General features: G+C 72.1%; 13 protein-coding genes, 1 other RNA gene and 1 pseudogene. All 15 read left to right on the top strand.

What is annotated here, in order from left to right; all coding sequences use genetic code 11:
• Positions 1–214 precede the first annotated feature (214 nt).
• The 15 genes and pseudogenes from rsmI to ftsA all read left to right on the top strand — a co-directional run bounded on the left by rsmI (position 215) and on the right by ftsA (position 16556).
• Positions 215–1047: pseudogene (gene rsmI, locus B351_RS16505) on the top strand (16S rRNA (cytidine(1402)-2'-O)-methyltransferase).
• A gap of 281 nt (positions 1048–1328) precedes the next feature.
• An RNA gene (rnpB, locus tag B351_RS17090) (RNase P RNA component class A) lies at positions 1329–1692 on the top strand.
• 406 nt (positions 1693–2098) lie between these two features.
• On the top strand, positions 2099–2545 hold the full coding sequence (gene mraZ, locus B351_RS0108275; protein WP_019398571.1) for a division/cell wall cluster transcriptional repressor MraZ: 447 nt from the start codon (positions 2099–2101) through the stop codon (positions 2543–2545).
• A 14-nt stretch (positions 2546–2559) separates the two neighbouring features.
• On the top strand, positions 2560–3534 hold the full coding sequence (gene rsmH, locus B351_RS16500) for a 16S rRNA (cytosine(1402)-N(4))-methyltransferase RsmH (RefSeq protein ID WP_019398570.1): 975 nt from the start codon (positions 2560–2562) through the stop codon (positions 3532–3534).
• On the top strand, positions 3531–3794 hold the full coding sequence (ftsL, locus tag B351_RS0108265; protein WP_019398569.1) for a cell division protein FtsL: 264 nt from the start codon (positions 3531–3533) through the stop codon (positions 3792–3794). Before rsmH ends, ftsL begins: the two co-directional genes overlap by 4 nt.
• Positions 3791–5611, top strand: a complete 1821-nt coding sequence (locus tag B351_RS0108260; protein WP_019398568.1) for a penicillin-binding protein 2 — start codon at positions 3791–3793, stop codon at positions 5609–5611. Before ftsL ends, B351_RS0108260 begins: the two co-directional genes overlap by 4 nt.
• The gene (locus tag B351_RS0108255; protein WP_026010510.1) at positions 5608–7095 is read left to right on the top strand and encodes a UDP-N-acetylmuramoyl-L-alanyl-D-glutamate--2,6-diaminopimelate ligase; all 1488 of its coding nucleotides are present in this window, start codon (positions 5608–5610) and stop codon (positions 7093–7095) included. The genes B351_RS0108260 and B351_RS0108255 overlap by 4 nt, the downstream gene beginning before the upstream one ends.
• Entirely contained in the window at positions 7092–8507 is a 1416-nt protein-coding gene (murF, locus tag B351_RS0108250; protein WP_019398566.1) for a UDP-N-acetylmuramoyl-tripeptide--D-alanyl-D-alanine ligase, read from the top strand. The genes B351_RS0108255 and murF overlap by 4 nt, the downstream gene beginning before the upstream one ends.
• Positions 8497–9582 carry a phospho-N-acetylmuramoyl-pentapeptide-transferase gene (gene mraY, locus B351_RS0108245; RefSeq protein WP_019398565.1) on the top strand — a complete coding sequence of 362 codons (1086 nt, stop codon included), beginning with the start codon at positions 8497–8499 and terminating at the stop codon, positions 9580–9582. Before murF ends, mraY begins: the two co-directional genes overlap by 11 nt.
• Positions 9582–10904 (top strand): putative lipid II flippase FtsW, encoded by a 1323-nt coding sequence (gene ftsW / locus B351_RS0108240; protein WP_019398564.1) that lies wholly within the window; start codon positions 9582–9584, stop codon positions 10902–10904. Before mraY ends, ftsW begins: the two co-directional genes overlap by 1 nt.
• Positions 10901–12022: an undecaprenyldiphospho-muramoylpentapeptide beta-N-acetylglucosaminyltransferase gene (gene murG / locus B351_RS0108235; RefSeq protein ID WP_019398563.1), complete on the top strand. Its 1122-nt coding sequence runs from the start codon at positions 10901–10903 to the stop codon at positions 12020–12022. Before ftsW ends, murG begins: the two co-directional genes overlap by 4 nt.
• Entirely contained in the window at positions 12019–13458 is a 1440-nt protein-coding gene (murC, locus tag B351_RS0108230; RefSeq protein ID WP_019398562.1) for a UDP-N-acetylmuramate--L-alanine ligase, read from the top strand. Before murG ends, murC begins: the two co-directional genes overlap by 4 nt.
• On the top strand, positions 13455–14396 hold the full coding sequence (locus B351_RS0108225; protein ID WP_019398561.1) for a D-alanine--D-alanine ligase: 942 nt from the start codon (positions 13455–13457) through the stop codon (positions 14394–14396). The genes murC and B351_RS0108225 overlap by 4 nt, the downstream gene beginning before the upstream one ends.
• Positions 14397–14547: 151 nt before the next feature.
• A complete protein-coding gene (locus tag B351_RS0108220) occupies positions 14548–15324 on the top strand; it encodes a cell division protein FtsQ/DivIB (RefSeq protein WP_019398560.1) in 777 nt (258 codons plus the stop codon).
• The gene (ftsA, locus tag B351_RS0108215) at positions 15321–16556 is read left to right on the top strand and encodes a cell division protein FtsA (protein WP_019398559.1); all 1236 of its coding nucleotides are present in this window, start codon (positions 15321–15323) and stop codon (positions 16554–16556) included. Before B351_RS0108220 ends, ftsA begins: the two co-directional genes overlap by 4 nt.
• The last annotated feature ends 31 nt before the right edge of the window (positions 16557–16587 follow it).

Below are 16587 nucleotides of genomic sequence, written 5' to 3'. Positions count from 1 at the left end.
CAGGGCGAGGGCCGCGGCATGCTCCGGCGCGGAGGTGGTGGCCGGGACGCTGGCGCAACCGGCGGCCAGCAGCGCGGCCAGGCCGGTGGCGAGCAGGCGCGGGCGGAAGGACGGGGACTTCGACGTCGCGGGAATCGGCATATCCATCCGTTGGGCCGGAGGCGGTTCGGAAAGGGCTTAGGATTCTACCTTTCCCCCGCTGCCCGGACCCGTGATGCCCGCCGCCACCCTGCATGTCGTCGCCACACCCATCGGCAACCTCGGCGATCTTTCGCCGCGGGCGCAGCAGGTGCTGCGCGAGGTGGCGGCGATCTGCGCCGAGGACACCCGCCGCAGCGGCCAGCTGCTGGCGCACTTCGGCATTTCCACGCCGCTGGTCGCGCTGCACGAGCACAACGAGCAGCAGATGGCCGAGCGCCTGGTGGCGCGGCTGCTGGCCGGCGAGTCGCTGGCCCTGGTCAGCGATGCCGGCACGCCGCTGGTCAGCGATCCGGGCTTCCGCCTGGTGCGCGCCGCGCGCGCGGGGCCGGGGTGAAGGTCAGTCCGGTGCCAGGGCCCTCGGCGCTGATTGCCGCGCTGAGCGTGGCCGGGCTGCCCAGCGACCGCTTCGCCTTCGAGGGCTTCCTGCCGGCCAAGGCCAGCGCCCGCCGCGAGCGCCTGGCGGCGCTGGCCGGGGAGCCGCGCACCCTGGTGTTCTACGAGTCCTCGCACCGGATCGAGGAGTCGCTGGCCGACCTGCGCCAGGCTTTCGGCGAGGAGCGTCCGGCGGTGCTGGCGCGGGAACTGACCAAGCTGTTCGAGACCGTGCTCGACGGCACCCTGGCCGAGCTGCACCGGCGGGTGCAGGACGATCCGGACCAGCGCAAGGGCGAGTTCGTGCTGGTGGTGCAGGGCGTGGGCGAGGATGCCGACGCCAGGCTGGCCGAAGGTCGCCGCGTCCACGCCATCCTGGCCAGGCAGCTGCCGCCATCGACCGCGGCCAAGCTGGCCGCGGAGATCACCGGCGCACCGCGCAAGGCGCTCTACGGCGCCGGCCCCGGGGAGTAAGCCGCGGCTGCGTGCAGGGCTGGAGGAGCGGCCGCAAGTCGCCGGCTCCGGGCGGAGCCGCGGCGCTCCGGAACCGGGTTACCCCGCTGCACGCCCCCCGGCCGGGTACACATATGCATGTACGCCCCTCCTTGCCACCGCTCCGTTCGCCCCAGGCCCCCTTGGTAAGGGGGCCGCCGCGGCAGCGGCGGGGGATTGGAGGTGAAGATTCGCGGGGCCCGCGCTTTGCTTCAGCAAAGCGTGGGGTATTCGTACGGCGAAGCCGTAGAATACGTCCCCGCGGAGTCGGCCAGACAGTCGCGTCATGCGCAAGCATGCCGAGGAAAGTCCGGGCTCCACAGGGCACGGTGCCAGGTAACGCCTGGGCGGCGCGAGCCGACGGAAAGTGCAACAGAGAGCAGACCGCCGATGGCCCGGAGCCCGCAAGGGCGAAGGGATCAGGCAAGGGTGAAACGGTGCGGTAAGAGCGCACCGCGAGCCTGGCAACAGGCCGGCACGGCAAACCCCACCGGGAGCAAGACCAAATAGGGAGACGATGCCGTGGCCCGCGGTGTCTCCGGGTAGGTTGCTTGAGCGTCGCGGTGACGCGGCGCCTAGAGGAATGACTGTCCACGACAGAACCCGGCTTATCGGCCGGCTCCGCCCCCATCCCGCCCCGCCTCCTGTCCGGGGGCGGGGCCATGTCTGATGCCCCCTACCTTTCCGTCCCGCGGAGCAGGCATCCCATCGCCTGGGATGCCTGCCTTGCGCAATTCGCGCAAATTGCCCGGTTTCCGCACCGGGGCGTATGCCGGCCGGCCATCAGGGCTCCACGCGGCCTTAACAGGTCCCGCAAACCGCCCAATCTCAAAATTTGAGACTAAACAGCGACTTGTGGAAACCCTTTGAACTTGTCTGTGAACATCTTCGAAAGCCATTGACGCGACAGGCGATTTCGCGCTCCACAGCCTGTTGACAACCCTGTTGGCGGTGCTAAGGTGGGCGCCAGTGGGAAAACCGGGAGTTTCGTGGTTTTCCGTGGATAGCCCCAGCAGCCGATGCGGGTAGCGAAGTGTTCCAAGGCGAGACCGCCATCACAGTGGACGACAAGGGACGGGTGGCCATTCCCACGGCCTACCGTGACCTGGTCGCGCGCGAGTGCGGCAACCGCCTGGTGATCACCTACAACCCGTTCGAGGCCGGCTCGCTCTACCTGTACCCGTACAAGGAGTGGGAGCGGGTGCGTGACGAGGTCAACAAGCTGCCCAGCACCCGTGCCGCGCACCGCCAGCTGCAGCTGAAGCTGGTCGGCGCCGCCACCCCGGTGGAGCTGGACGGCAATGGCCGCATTTCCATTCCCGCCAGCCACCGCGCGGCGGTCGGCATCGAGAAGAAGGCGGTACTGCTGGGCATGGGCGACAAGTTCGAACTGTGGAGCGAGCAGGCACACCACGCCCAGATCCAGCGGACCCTGTCCGACGAGGACCTGAGCGAGCACATGCTCGACCTGAGGTTGTGATGGCGGGGGACCGGATGCGGACTGCGCAGCCCGGCCACCCTGCGGACCCGTCGGCGCCGGCGGCACATCTGCCGGTGCTGTTCGCCGAGGTACTGGAGGGCCTGCGCGTGTTGCCCGATGGCCGCTACCTGGACGGCACCTTCGGTCGCGGCGGCCATGCGCGCGGCGTGCTGGAGCGACTCGGTCCGGGAGGCCGCCTGCTGCTGATGGACAAGGATCCCGAAGCGATCGCGGTGGCCGAGGCCGGCTTCGGTGGCGATCCGCGCGTGTCGATCCGCCGCGGCAGCTTCGCCGGCATGGCGCAGTGGGACGAGGCGCGCGAGCTGGACGGCATCCTGCTGGACCTGGGCGTGTCCTCGCCGCAGCTGGACGTGGCCGAGCGCGGCTTTTCCTTCGGCAAGGACGGCCCGCTGGACATGCGCATGGACCCCGACTCGGGCGAGAGTGCTGCCGAGTGGCTGGCGCGCGCCGACGAGCGCGAGATCGCCGAGGTCCTGTGGACCTATGGCGAGGAGAAGCAGAGCCGGCGCATCGCCCGTGCGATCGTGGCCGCGCGCGCGCAGGAGCCGATCACCCGCACCGCGCAGCTGGCGAACCTGATCGCCGGCGTGGTGCCGCGCGGCAAGGACAGGAGCCACCCGGCGACCCGCAGCTTCCAGGCCATCCGCATCCACATCAACCGCGAGCTGGCCGACCTGGAGGCCGGGCTGGACGCGGCCCTGGCCGCGCTGCGCCCGGGCGGGCGGCTGGCGGTGATCAGCTTCCACTCGCTGGAAGACCGCATGGTCAAGCAGTTCATCGCCCGCCATGCCAAGGCCCCGCCGGCCAACCGCCGGCTGCCGGAGGCGCAGGCGTTCGTGCCGGCGCTGGCCGCCCTGGGCGGCGCGATCCGCGCCGGCGAGGAAGAGCTGCAGGTGAACGTGCGCGCGCGCAGCGCGGTGCTGCGCGTGGCCGAGAAGCTGGACGGGCAGGGGAGGCGCGCGGCATGACCCGCTTCCTGGTCGCCATCCTGCTGCTGGCCACGGTCGCCACCGGCATCGCCGTGGTCTACGAGCGCTACCGCCACCGCCAGCTGTTCGTCGAGCTGACCCGGCTGGAGCGGCAGCGCGACGAGCTCAACATCGAATTCGGCCGCCTGCAGCTGGAGCAGGCGACCTGGGCCCAGGCCAACCGCATCGACCAGGTCGCGCGCGAGCGCCTGGGCATGAAGTTCCCCGAGGCCGAGGACATCGTGGTGGTGCGCCCATGAGCGAGCGCCGCCCGGTCCGCAACCGCAACCGCGCCCCGTTCAACCTGCGGGGCCGGATGCTGCTGGTCGGCGTCGCCCTGGGCCTGTGCTCGGTGGCGCTGGTCGGCCGTGCGGCCTGGGTGCAGCTGGTGGACGCGGAGTTCTACCAGCGCCAGGGCGAGGCGCGCTTCGTGCGCGAGATCCCGATCCCGACCTCGCGCGGCATGATCACCGACCGCAACGGCGAGCCGCTGGCGGTGTCCACCCCGGTGGAGTCGATCTGGGCCAACCCGCAGGAGCTGCTGCGCTACCCCGAGCGCCTGCCGGAGCTGGCCAAGGCCTTGGACGTGCCGCTGGACCAGCTGACCACGCGCCTGTCCCAGCGCGCGGACAAGGAGTTCGTCTACCTCAAGCGCCGGATCAACCCGGACCAGGCCAAGGCGATCCTCGCCCACAACATCCCGGGCGTGGCTTCGCAGCGCGAGTTCCGCCGCTTCTACCCGCAGGGCGAGGCGATGGCCCACGTGCTGGGCTTCACCAACATCGACGACCGCGGCCAGGAAGGCCTGGAGCTGGCGTTCGACGAATGGCTGCGCGGCAAGCCCGGCGCCAAGCGCGTGATCCGCGACCGCCACGGCCGCATCGTCGAGAACATCGACCTGGTGCGCCCGGCCGAGCCGGGCAAGGACCTGGTGCTGAGCATCGACCGCCGCATCCAGTTCCTCGCCTACCGCGAGCTGCGCCACGCGCTGGACCAGCACAAGGCCGCCAGCGGCTCGGCGGTGGTGCTGGACGTGGCCACCGGCGAAGTGCTGGCGATGGTCAACCTGCCCAGCTACAACCCCAACGCGGTCACCGGCAACCCGGACAGCCGCCGCAACCGCGTGGTCACCGACCTGATCGAGCCGGGCTCGACCATGAAGCCGATCACCGCGGCCGCGGCGCTGGCCGCCGGCAAGGTGCATCCGGGCACCAAGTTCGACACCAGCCCCGGCTACATGGGCCTGGGCCGCTTCACCATCCGCGACCACCGCAACTACGGCGTGCTGGACGTCACCGGCATCATCACCAAGAGCTCGAACCTGGGCGCGGTGATGCTGTCGCAGCAGCTGAGCGACCAGTACTTCTACGACTTCGTGCGCGGCTTCGGCTTCGGCAGCCCGCCGCGCAGCGGCTTCCCGGGCGAGGCCGCCGGCGTGCTGCGCCCGCCGGCGCGCTGGGACGGCCTGACCAAGGCCACCATGTCCTACGGCTATGGCCTGTCGGTCACGCCGCTGCAGATCGCGCAGGCCTATGCCGCGCTGGGCAACCACGGCCGCCTGATCACCCCGACCTTCGTCAAGGGCCAGATCAACGAGCCGCGCCAGGTGGTGCCGCCGGAAATCGCCGACCAGGTCGTGCGCATGATGCAGACCGTGACCGAGCCGGGCGGCACCGCCACCCAGGCCGCGATCCTCGGCTACCACGTCGCCGGCAAGACCGGCACCGCGCGCCAGGCCGCCGCCGGCGGCTATTCGCGCCGCTACACCACCACCTTCGCCGGACTGGTTCCGGCGTCCAACCCGCGCTTCGCCACCGTGGTCGTGATCAACGACCCGCAGGCCGGCTCCTACTACGCCGGCCTGGTCTCCGGCCCCGTGTTCCGCGCGGTGATGGAAGACGCGCTGCGGGTGATGGACGTGCCGCCGGACGACATCGAGACCTGGCTGGCGGCGCAGGCCAAGGGCGAGGCCAAGCGCCAGGCGGCGCTGCCGCCGCTGCCGGAGGCGATCGACGACCCGGGCGCCGAGGACCCGACCCTGCCACCGGCGATGTCCGGCACCGGGGGGCTGCCATGAGCCGCTCCATGCTCCTGTCGCGCCTGCTGCCCGACGTCGCGCTGCCGCGCGACATCGCCGTTTCCGGGCTGGTGATGGACAGCCGCAAGGTACGCCCGGGCGATGCCTTCGTGGCGATCGCCGGCTTCGGCACCCACGGCCTGGCCTTCGCCGCGCAGGCGCGCGAGGCGGGCGCCGCGGCGATCCTGTTCGAACCGCCGGCCCCGGCCGAATCCCCCGCGCCGGAGGACGCGATCCCGGTGCCGGGCCTGCGCTCGCGCCTGGGCGCGATGGCCGACCTGTTCCACGGCCATCCCTCGCACGCGATGGCCATGGTCGGGGTCACCGGCACCAACGGCAAGACGTCCACCGTGCAGCTGCTGGCCCAGGCCTGGCACCAGCGCGGCCTGCGCGCCGGCAGCATCGGCACCCTGGGCGCCGGCCTGCACGGGCAGGTGCGACCGACCGGCTTCACCACGCCGCTGGTGCTGGACATGCACGCCCTGCTGGGCGAGCTGCGCGACGCCGGCGCCGAGGCGGTGGCGATGGAGGTCAGCTCGCATGCCCTGGACCAGGGCCGGGTGGACGGCGTGCACTACGACGTGGCGGTGTTCACCAACCTCACCCGCGACCACCTCGACTACCACGGCGACATGGCCAGCTACGGCGCGGCCAAGTCGAAGCTGTTCTTCCGCGAGGGGCTCAAGGCCGCGGTGCTGAACCTGGACGACGACTACGCGCGGGCGCTGGCCGCGCGGCTTCCGGCCGGGGTGCGCGTGGTCGGGGTCAGTTCGCGCGGCCGCGAGGATGCGAGCCTGCAGGCGCGCGCGCTGCAGTTCGACGCGCGCGGCATCGGCTTCGAACTGTACGACGGCCACGAGGCGTACCCGGTGCGGTCGCCGCTGCTGGGCAGGTTCAACGTCGACAACCTGCTGGCGGTGGGCGGCGTGCTGCACGCGCTGGGCGACGGCGCGGCGGGCGTGGCCGCGGTCCTGTCGCGGCTGCAGCCGGTGGCCGGGCGCATGAACCGCCTCGGCGGCGACGGCGTGCGCCCGCTGGTGGTGATCGACTACGCCCACACCCCCGACGCGCTGGAGCAGGCGCTGTCCAGCCTGCGCGCGCATGCCGGCGCGCGGCTGGCCTGCGTGTTCGGCTGCGGCGGCGAGCGCGACCGCGGCAAGCGCCCGATGATGGCGCGCATCGCCGAACGGTACGCCGACCAGGTCATCGTCACCGACGACAACCCGCGCGGCGAGGATGGCGACGCGATCGTCGCCGGGATCATGGCCGGCTTCGCCGCGCCCGAAGCGGTGCAGGTGGAGCGCGACCGCGCGCAGGCCATCGCCCGCGCCATCGCCCGGGCCGGCGCACAGGACGTGGTCCTGGTCGCCGGCAAGGGGCACGAGCCTTACCAGGAGATCGCCGGCGTGCGGCATCCCTTTGACGATACCGAGGTGGCGCGCGCCGCCCTGGACGCGTGGAGCGCGGCGGAGGTGCAGGCATGAAGCGCACCCTGCTTTCCCTGCTCGCGCACTGGGCCGGCGGCGAGCTGCACGGCCCGGACGCGGCCGTCGACGCCATCGTCCACGACACCCGCGCGCTGCAGCCCGGCAGCCTGTACCTGGCCCTGCGCGGCGAGCGCTTCGACGGCCACGACTTCGCCGCCGACGCCCTGGCGCGCGGCGCGGTCGCGCTGCTGGTCGAACGCCTGCTGGACGTTGATGCACCGCAGGTGCTGGTCGAGAACAGCGAGCTTGCGCTGGCGCGGATCGCAGCCGGCATGCAGCGCGGCCGCGACGCGACGGTGGTGGCCATCACCGGCAGCAACGGCAAGACCAGCGTGAAGACCCTGGTGCTGTCGGTGCTCCGGCAGGCCGGCCACGCCTACGCCAACCCGGGCAACCGCAACAACGAGATCGGCCTGCCGCTGGCGGTGATCGACGCCCCGGAGGACGCCGACTTCGCCATCTACGAGATGGGCGCCGGCAAGCCGGGCGACATCGCCTACCTGACCGACATCGCCCGCCCGGACGTGTCCGTGGTCAACAACATCGCCCCGGCCCACCTGGAGCGGATGGGCGACCTGCTGGGCGTGGCCACCACCAAGGGCGCGATCTACGCCGCGCTGCCGGCCGGCGGCACCGCGGTGGTCAACGCCGACGATGCCTTCGGTGCCTGGTTCGAGCAGCAGGTGGTGCGCGCCGCCGAAACCGGCCGCCGCCTGCTGCGCTTCGGCCTGGACGCCAGCGCCGAGGTGACCGCGCGCGAGGTCCAGGTGGGCGCGGAGGGCAGCCGCTTCGTGCTGGCCACGCCACAGGGCGAGGCCGCGATCGAGCTGGCGCTGCCGGGCCGCCACAACGTGCGCAACGCGCTGGCCGCCGCCGCGATCGGCCTGGCCTGCGGCGTGCCGCTGGCGGCGATCGCCGAGGGCCTGGCGCAGGCGCGGCCGGTGGCCGGCCGCCAGGTCGCGCATGGCCTGGCGGGCGGGGTGGTGCTGGTGGACGACAGCTACAACGCCAACCCCGGCTCGGTGGCCGCGGCGATCGACGCCCTGGCCGCCAGCGGCGACGAGGCCTGGCTGGTGCTGGGGGACATGCGCGAGCTGGGCCCGGAGGCCGCGGCGCTGCATGCCGACGCCGGCCTGCGCGCGCGCCAGGCCGGCGTCGCCCGGCTGTATGCGCTGGGCGAACTGAGCGCCCATGCCGCGCGTGCCTTCGGCGCGGAAGGCCGCCATTTCGACAGCCACCAGGCGCTTGCGGCGGCCATCGCCGCGGACCTGGCGGCACGCGCGCCGGCGGATGCGGCCGGCGCCGAAGGACGGCGCCTGCGGGTGCTGGTGAAAGGGTCGCGCGGCAGCGCGATGGACCGGATCGTGAACGCGCTGCTGGCGCAGGGAGACGCTACGCATGCTGCTTGAACTGGCGCGCTGGCTGCAGGGCCTGGAGAACTTCTTCGGGCTGTTCGCCTATCTGACCTTCCGCGGCATCCTCGCTGCGCTGACGGCGCTGTTCCTGTCGCTGTGGCTGGGCCCGGCGGTGATCCGCAAGCTCGGCCAGCTCAAGGGCGGCCAGCCGATCCGCAAGGACGGCCCGCAGTCGCACTTCTCCAAGGCCGGCACCCCGACCATGGGCGGCGCCCTGATCCTGATCACGGTGATGCTGTCGGTCCTGCTGTGGGGCGACCTGCGCAACAAGTACGTGTGGACCGTGCTGCTGGTGATGCTGGCCTTCGGCGCGATCGGCTGGTACGACGACTGGATCAAGATCGTCAAGCGCGATCCCAACGGCCTGAAGTCGCGCTGGAAGTACCTGCTGCAGTCGGTCTTCGGCCTGGCCGCCGGCCTTTACCTGTACCTGTATGCCGACGTGCCGGCGGCCACCACCTTCTACGTGCCGCTGTTCAAGTCGATCGCGCTGCCGCTGGTGGGCATCTCGTTCGTGGCCATCGCCTACTTCTGGATCGTGGGCTTCTCCAACGCGGTCAACCTGACCGACGGCCTGGACGGCCTGGCGATCATGCCCACCGTGCTGGTGGCCGTGGGCCTGGGCGTGTTCGCCTACGCCTCCGGCCACGCCGTGTTCGCCAACTACCTGCAGATCCCGCAGGTGCCGGGCGCGGGCGAGCTGGTGATCATCTGCGCGGCGATCGCCGGCGCGGGCCTGGGCTTCCTCTGGTTCAACACCTACCCGGCGATGGTGTTCATGGGCGACATCGGCGCGCTGGCGCTGGGCGCCGTGCTCGGCACCATCGCGGTGATCGTGCGCCAGGAACTGGTGCTGGTGGTGATGGGCGGCATCTTCGTCATCGAGACCCTGTCGGTGATGATCCAGGTCGCCAGCTTCAAGCTCACCGGCAAGCGCGTGTTCCGCATGGCGCCCATCCACCACCACTTCGAGCTCAAGGGCTGGCCGGAGCCGCGCGTGATCGTGCGCTTCTGGATCATCTCGGTGGTGCTGGTCCTGGTCGGCCTGGCGACGTTGAAGGTGCGCTGATGAACGACCTGTCCCGCCAGGCGACCCGGCTGGAGGCCATCGGCGGCCGCTACGACCCGTGGCTGTGCTTCGCCGTGCTGGCGCTCGGCAGCCTGGGCGTGGTGATGGTCGCCTCGGCCTCGATCGCCATCGCCGAGAACCTGGGCGCGGGGCCGTTCCACTACCTGGTCAGGCACGTGCTGTTCGTGATGATCGGCGCGGTGCTGGCGGTGGTGGCCATGCGCACCGAGCTGAAGCTGGTGGAGAAGTACAACCAGCAGCTGCTGCTGTGCTGCTTCCTGCTGCTGCTGCTGCCGTGGCTGCCGGGGCTGGGCGTGAGCGTCAACGGCGCGCGCCGCTGGATCAACCTGGGCATCTCGCGCTTCCAGGTGGTCGAGGCGGTGAAGGTCATCTACATCGTGTGGCTGGCCAGCTACCTGGTGCGCTTCCGCGACGAGGTCAACGCCACCTGGCCGGCGATGCTCAAGCCGCTGGGCGTGGCGGTGCTGCTGGTCGGCATGCTGTTGGCGCAGCCGGACTTCGGCTCGGCCACCCTGCTGCTGGGCATCACCGCCGGCATGCTGGTGCTGGGCGGGGTCAACCTGCCGCGCATGTCCGCGCCCATCCTGGTGCTGCTGCCGGCGCTGGTGGCGATCGCGATCATCGAGCCGTACCGCCTGCGCCGCATCACCTCGTTCATGGATCCGTGGCAGGACCAGCTCGGCGCCGGCTACCAGCTGTCCAACGCGCTGATGGCCGTGGGCCGCGGCGAGTGGTTCGGCGTGGGCCTGGGCGCCTCGGTGCAGAAGCTCAACTACCTGCCGGAGGCGCATACCGACTTCATCTTCTCGGTCATCGCCGAGGAGCTGGGCTTCGTCGGCGTGTGCGGCGTCATCGGCCTGTACGTGCTGCTGGTCGGCCGCGCCCTGTACATCGGCATGAAGTGCGTGGAGATGCGCCGCCACTTCGCCGGCTACATCGCCTTCGGCGTCGGCCTGTGGCTGGGCATGCAGAGCTTCGTCTCGATCGGCGTGAACCTGGGCCTGCTGCCGACCAAGGGCCTGACCCTGCCGCTGATCTCCTCCGGCGGCTCCAGCGTGATGATGACCTGCGCGGCGATCGGCCTGCTGCTGCGCGTCTCCTACGAGCTGGAGCGCGCCGAGCGCCAGGTGGCGCGCCTGCGTCCGGAATCGATCGTGCCGGTGGCCGCCGCGGACGCCCCGGCGACGCCTTCCGCACCGCTGGCCGCGCGCCCGGCGCCGCCGCGCACCACCCCGCGCGCCACCCCGGCCGGCGGCCGCGGCACCTCGCGCGTGGAACCGACCTTCGGAGGCTTCGCATGAGCGGCGCCGTGCATGTTCCCGCGCAGGAGCGCCCGGTCATGCTGATGGCTGGCGGCACCGGCGGCCACATCTTCCCGGCGCTGGCCGTGGCCCATGAGCTGCGCGCCATGGGCGTGCCGGTGACCTGGCTGGGTGCAGCCGGCGCGATGGAGACGCGCCTGGTGCCGCAACACGGCATCCAGATCGACACCCTGCCGGTGGCCGGCGTGCGCGGCAAGGGCGGGGCCACCCTGCTGGCCGCGCCGCTGCGCCTGCTGCGTGCGGTGCGCGCCGCGTCCGCGGTGCTGCGCCAGCGCCGGCCGCGCGCGGTGATCGGCTTCGGCGGCTTCGCCTCCGGCCCCGGCGGCCTGGCCGCGCGCCTGGCCGGCATCCCGCTGCTGGTGCACGAACAGAACCGCGCGCCCGGCATGACCAACCGCGTGCTGGCGCGCCTGGCGCGCCGCACCCTGTCCGGCTTCCCCGGCGCGTTCGCGCGCGAGGAAGTGGTCGGCAACCCGGTGCGCGATGCGATCGCCGCGCTGCCGGAACCGCAGCAGCGCCTGGCCGGCCGCAGCGGCCCGCTGCGCCTGCTGGTGCTGGGCGGCAGCCAGGGTGCGCGCGCGCTCAACGAGGCGGTGCCGGTGGCGCTGGCGGCGCTGGCCGACGTGGCCATCGAGGTGCGCCACCAGTGCGGCGAGCGCCTGCGCGAGGAGGCCCATGCGGCCTACGCCGCCGCAGGCGTGCAGGCCAGCGTGGAGGCGTTCATTGCCGACATGGCCGCGGCCTACGCCTGGGCCGACCTGGTGGTGTGCCGCGCCGGCGCCTCGACCCTGGCCGAACTGTGCGCCGCCGGCGTGGGCAGCGTGCTGGTGCCGTTCGCCGCCGCGGTGGACGACCACCAGACCCGCAACGCCGAATACCTGGTCGAGCACGGCGCCGCGCTGCTGTTCAAGCAGGGCGAGGGCCTGGCCGCGAACCTGGAGTCGGCGCTGCGCGCGCTGGCCGCCGATCCGCAGCGCCGCCTGGCCATGGCCGTGGCCGCGCGCGGCCTGGCCCGTCCCGATGCCGCCCGGCACATCGCCGGGATCGTGCTCGAAGAGGCCCTTCCTTTCCCCCGATCCCCTGGAGTTTCCGCATGATCCGCCGCCTCCACGACACCGACAACCTGGTGCGCGCGTTCCCGCGCGTGCACTTCGTCGGCATCGGCGGCACCGGCATGAGCGGCATCGCCGAAGTGATGCTGACGCTGGGCTACGAGGTGTCCGGTTCGGACGCCGCCGAGAACGCCGCCACCCGGCGCCTGGCCGGCCTGGGCGCGCGCATCGTGCGCGGCCACTCGGCCGCCAACGTACTGGGCACCGACTGCGTGGTGGTGTCCTCCGCCATCCGCGAGGACAACCCCGAGCTGATGGAGGCGCGCAGCCAGCGCATCCCGGTGGTGCCGCGCGCGGCGATGCTGGCCGAACTGATGCGCTTCCGCCGTGGCATCGCCGTCGCCGGCACCCACGGCAAGACCACCACCACCTCGCTGACCGCGGCGGTGCTGAGCGAAGGCGGGCTGGATCCGACCTTCGTGATCGGCGGCCAGCTGCTGGCGGCCGGCGCCAACGCCAAGCTGGGCGGCGGCCAGTGGCTGGTGGCCGAGGCCGACGAGAGCGACGGCAGCTTCCTGCGCCTGAACCCGCTGATCGCGGTGATCACCAACATCGACGCCGACCACCTGGAGAACTACGGCGGCGACTTCGCGCGCCTGCGCTCGGCCTTCGCCGAGCTGCTGCAGCGCCTGCCGTTCTACGGCCTGGCGGTGCTGTGCATCGACGATCCGGAAGTGGCCAGCCTGGCCGCGGAAACCCCGCGCCACGTGATGACCTACGGCACCGCCGAGAATGCCGACGTGCGCGCCGAGGACATCGTCCAGGAAGGCGCGCGCATGCGCTTCACCCTGCGCCTGCCGGAGGGCGTGAGCGTGCCGGTGAGCCTGGCCCTGCCGGGCCGGCACAACGTGCTCAACGCGCTGGCCGCGGCCGCGGTCGGCTGGCAGCTGGGCGTGGCGCCGCAGGCGATCGCGGCGGCGCTGGAGAAGTTCGCCGGCATCGGCCGCCGCTTCAACGACCTGGGCGAGGTCACCACTGCCTCCGGGGCGAAGGTGCGGGTGGTCGATGACTACGGCCACCATCCGCGCGAACTGGCCGCGGTGTTCGCCGCCGCGCGCGGCGGCTGGCCGGACAAGCGCCTGGTGGTGGCGTTCCAGCCGCACCGCTACACCCGCACCCGCGACCAGTTCGATGCCTTCGCCGCGGTGCTGTCGGAAGCCGACGCGCTGGTGCTCAGCGAGGTCTACCCGGCAGGCGAGCAGCCGATCCCCGGCGCCGATTCGCGCGCCCTGGCCCGCGCCATCCGTGCCCGCGGCCGCAGCGAGCCGGTGGTGGTGGGGCGCGCGGCCGAGCTGCGCGAGGTCCTGCCGGACGTGCTCCAGGACGGCGACCTGCTACTGATGATGGGCGCCGGCGACATCGGCTACATCGCCCAGCAGGTGGCGGCCGAGGGCTTCACCGGCAAGGGAGGCAAGGCATGAGCGCGACCGCCCTGCCGCCGCCGCGCTTCGCCGACCCGGCCGTGTTCGGCCGCGTCGCCGTGCTGATGGGCGGCACCAGCTCCGAGCGTGAGGTCTCGCTGAATTCCGGCAGCAACGTGCTGGAGGCGCTGCGCGCCCGCGGGATCGACGCGCAGCCGGTGGACGGCATCCCCGCGCTGGTGGAGGCCCTGGCGCAGGAGCGCTTCGACCGCGTGTTCAACATCCTGCACGGCGGCGACGGCGAGAACGGCGTGGTCCAGGGCCTGCTGCAGGGGCTGGGCGTGCCGTACACCGGCCCCGGCGTGCTGGGCAGCGCGCTGACCATGGACAAGATCCGCACCAAGCTGCTGTGGATCGCCGCCGGCCTGCCGACCGCACGCTTCGTGCGCATCCCCGCCGGCGGCGACCTGGCCGCCGCGGTGCGCGAGCTGGGCCTGCCGGTGTTCGTGAAGCCTTCCTGCGAAGGTTCCAGCGTCGGCGTGTTCCCGATCCGCTCGGAGGATGAGCTGGCGCCGGCGCTGGAATTCGCCGCCGGCTACGAGGGCGAGCTGCTGGCCGAGCAGATGCTGACCGGTGGCGAGTACACCGTGGGCATCCTCGGCGAGGTGGCCCTGCCCAGCATCCGCATCGTCCCGGCCTCCGGCTGGTACGACTACCACGCCAAGTACATCGCCGAGGACACCCAGTACCTGTGCCCCGGCCTGCAGGGCGGGGAGGAAGCGCAGATCCGCGCCCTGGCGCTGGAAGGCTTCCGCGCCGCCGGCTGCAGCGGCTGGGGCCGGGTGGACGTCATGCGCCACGCCGACGGCCGCTTCATGCTGATGGAGGTCAACACCGCACCGGGCATGACCAGCCACTCGCTGGTGCCCAAGGCCGCGGCCCAGCTGGGCATCGGCTTCGAGGAACTGTGCTGGCGGATCCTGGAGCAGACGGTATGAAAAAGCCGGGATTCGTGATCCGGGATTGGGGATTCGTGGAAGCGGCGTCGCGCCGTGCTGGCCGTCTGTCGGCCCGGCTTCGCGTGGCTGTTGCTTTTTCGAATCCCCAATCCCCAATCCCGAATCCCACGGAAGACCGGAGGTCTTCCGCATGAACGCCCTGCTGCGCATCTGCGCCTGGCTGCTGGCGCTAGCGCTGGTCGCGCTGCCGGTGGTGGCCGTGCTCAACGGCTGGGTCGGCGCCGAGCGCTGGCCGCTGTCGCGGCTGCGCGTGACCGGGCAGTTCGATCGGGTGCAGGCCGAGCAGCTGCGCGCGGCGGTGGCGCCGTACGCGCGCGCCGGCTACTTCGCGGTGCGGCTGGAGGACGCGCAGCGGGCGGTGGAACGCCTGCCGTGGGTGGAGAGCGCCCACGTGAGCAAGCAGTGGCCGGACGTGCTGGAGGTGAGCGTGGTCGAGCACCGGCCGTTCGCGCACTGGGGCGAGGACCGCATGCTTTCCGAGCGCGGCCACCTGTTCCCGCGCCCGGCCGACCTGGCCGATGCGCGCCTGCCGCACCTGGACGGCCCGGACGCGCGCACCGCGGACGTGGTCGAGGTCTATACGCAGAGCCAGTCGCTGTTCGCGCCGCTGGGCTACCACGTCACCCACGTCGCGGTGGACGCGCGCGGCAGCTGGTCGCTGGCGCTGGACAACGGCACCGAGGTGCTGGTCGGCCGCGACGACGCGCAGGCGCGCCTGCAGCGCTTCGCCCGTGTGCTGCCGCAGCTGCTCGCCGGCCAGGCGCGCCCGCTGGAGCGCGCCGACCTCCGCTACACCAACGGCTTCACCCTCGCGTGGGGACAGCCGCGTACCTCTTCCCATCCTCCTTCTGCGCTCCCGCGGGCCCTGGCCGCGCGGACGCAGGCAGCACAGGCGAGCAGTACATGAACCGCAAAGGCGACAAGTCCCTCATCGTCGGCCTCGACATCGGCACCTCCAAGGTGGTGGCGCTGGTGGGCGAGTATTCGCCGGGCAACCCGATCGAGGTGATCGGCATCGGCTCGCACGAGTCGCGCGGGCTCAAGCGCGGCGTGGTGGTCGACATCGAGTCCACCGTGCAGTCGATCCAGCGCGCGGTCGAGGAGGCCGAGCTGATGGCCGGCTGCGAGATCCGCTCGGTGTACGCCTCGATCTCCGGCAACCACGTGCAGTGCAAGAACTCGCCGGGCATCGTCCCGATCCGCGAGGGCGAGGTGACCTGGCAGGACCTGGACCGGGTGCTCGACGCGGCCAAGGCGGTGGCGATCCCGGCCGACCAGCGCATCCTGCACGCGATCCCGCGCGAGTACGTGCTGGACGACTCCCAGGAGGGCATCCGCAACCCGGTCGGCATGACCGGCGTGCGCCTGGAGGTGCACGCTCACCTGGTGACCTGCGCGCAGTCGGCGGCGCAGAACATCACCAAGTGCGTGCAGCGCTGCGGCCTGCAGGTGGACGACCTGATCCTGTCCTCGCTGGGCTCCTCGGTGGCGGTGCTGACCGCCGACGAGCGCGAGCTGGGCGTGGTCCTGGTCGACATGGGCGCCGGCACCACCGACATCGCGGTGTTCGTGCAGGGCGCGATCTGCCATACCGCCTCGCTGCCGATCGCCGGCGACCACGTCACCAACGACATCGCGCACATGCTGCGCACCCCGACCCCGGAGGCCGAGCAGATCAAGGTGCGCTACGGCTGCGCCCTGGCCCAGCTGGCCACCGCCGAGGAAAGCATCCAGGTGCCGTCGGTTGGCGACCGTCCGCCGCGGCGCATGCCGCGCGCCTCGCTGGCGCAGGCGGTGCAGGGTCGCTACGAGGAAATCTTCGAGATGGTCCAGGCCGAGCTGCGCCGCTCCGGCTTCGAGGAACTGGTGCGCGCCGGCATGGTCCTGACCGGCGGCGCTTCGAAGATGGAAGGCGTGATCGAACTGGCCGAGGAAATGCTGCAGATGCCGGTGCGCATCGGCATCCCGCAGCACGTCTCCGGGCTGGGCGAGGTGGTGGGCAACCCGGTGCACGCCACCGGCGTGGGCCTGCTGCTGATGGGCAGCCAGATCGAGCACCCCCGGCGTCCCTCGCTGCCCAGCGGCCGCGCCGGCAGCTTCCTGAAGAAGCTGCGCAACTGGTACCGGGGGGAGTTCTGAGGGCCGGGGTCCGGGATTGGTGATCCGTGAT

Source organism: Pseudoxanthomonas sp. GW2, from assembly GCF_000283075.1.
Taxonomy (GTDB): Bacteria; Pseudomonadota; Gammaproteobacteria; order Xanthomonadales; family Xanthomonadaceae; genus Pseudoxanthomonas.
Note: the sequence above shows the minus strand (reverse complement) of the source record. Positions and strands in the feature narration are given on the sequence as shown.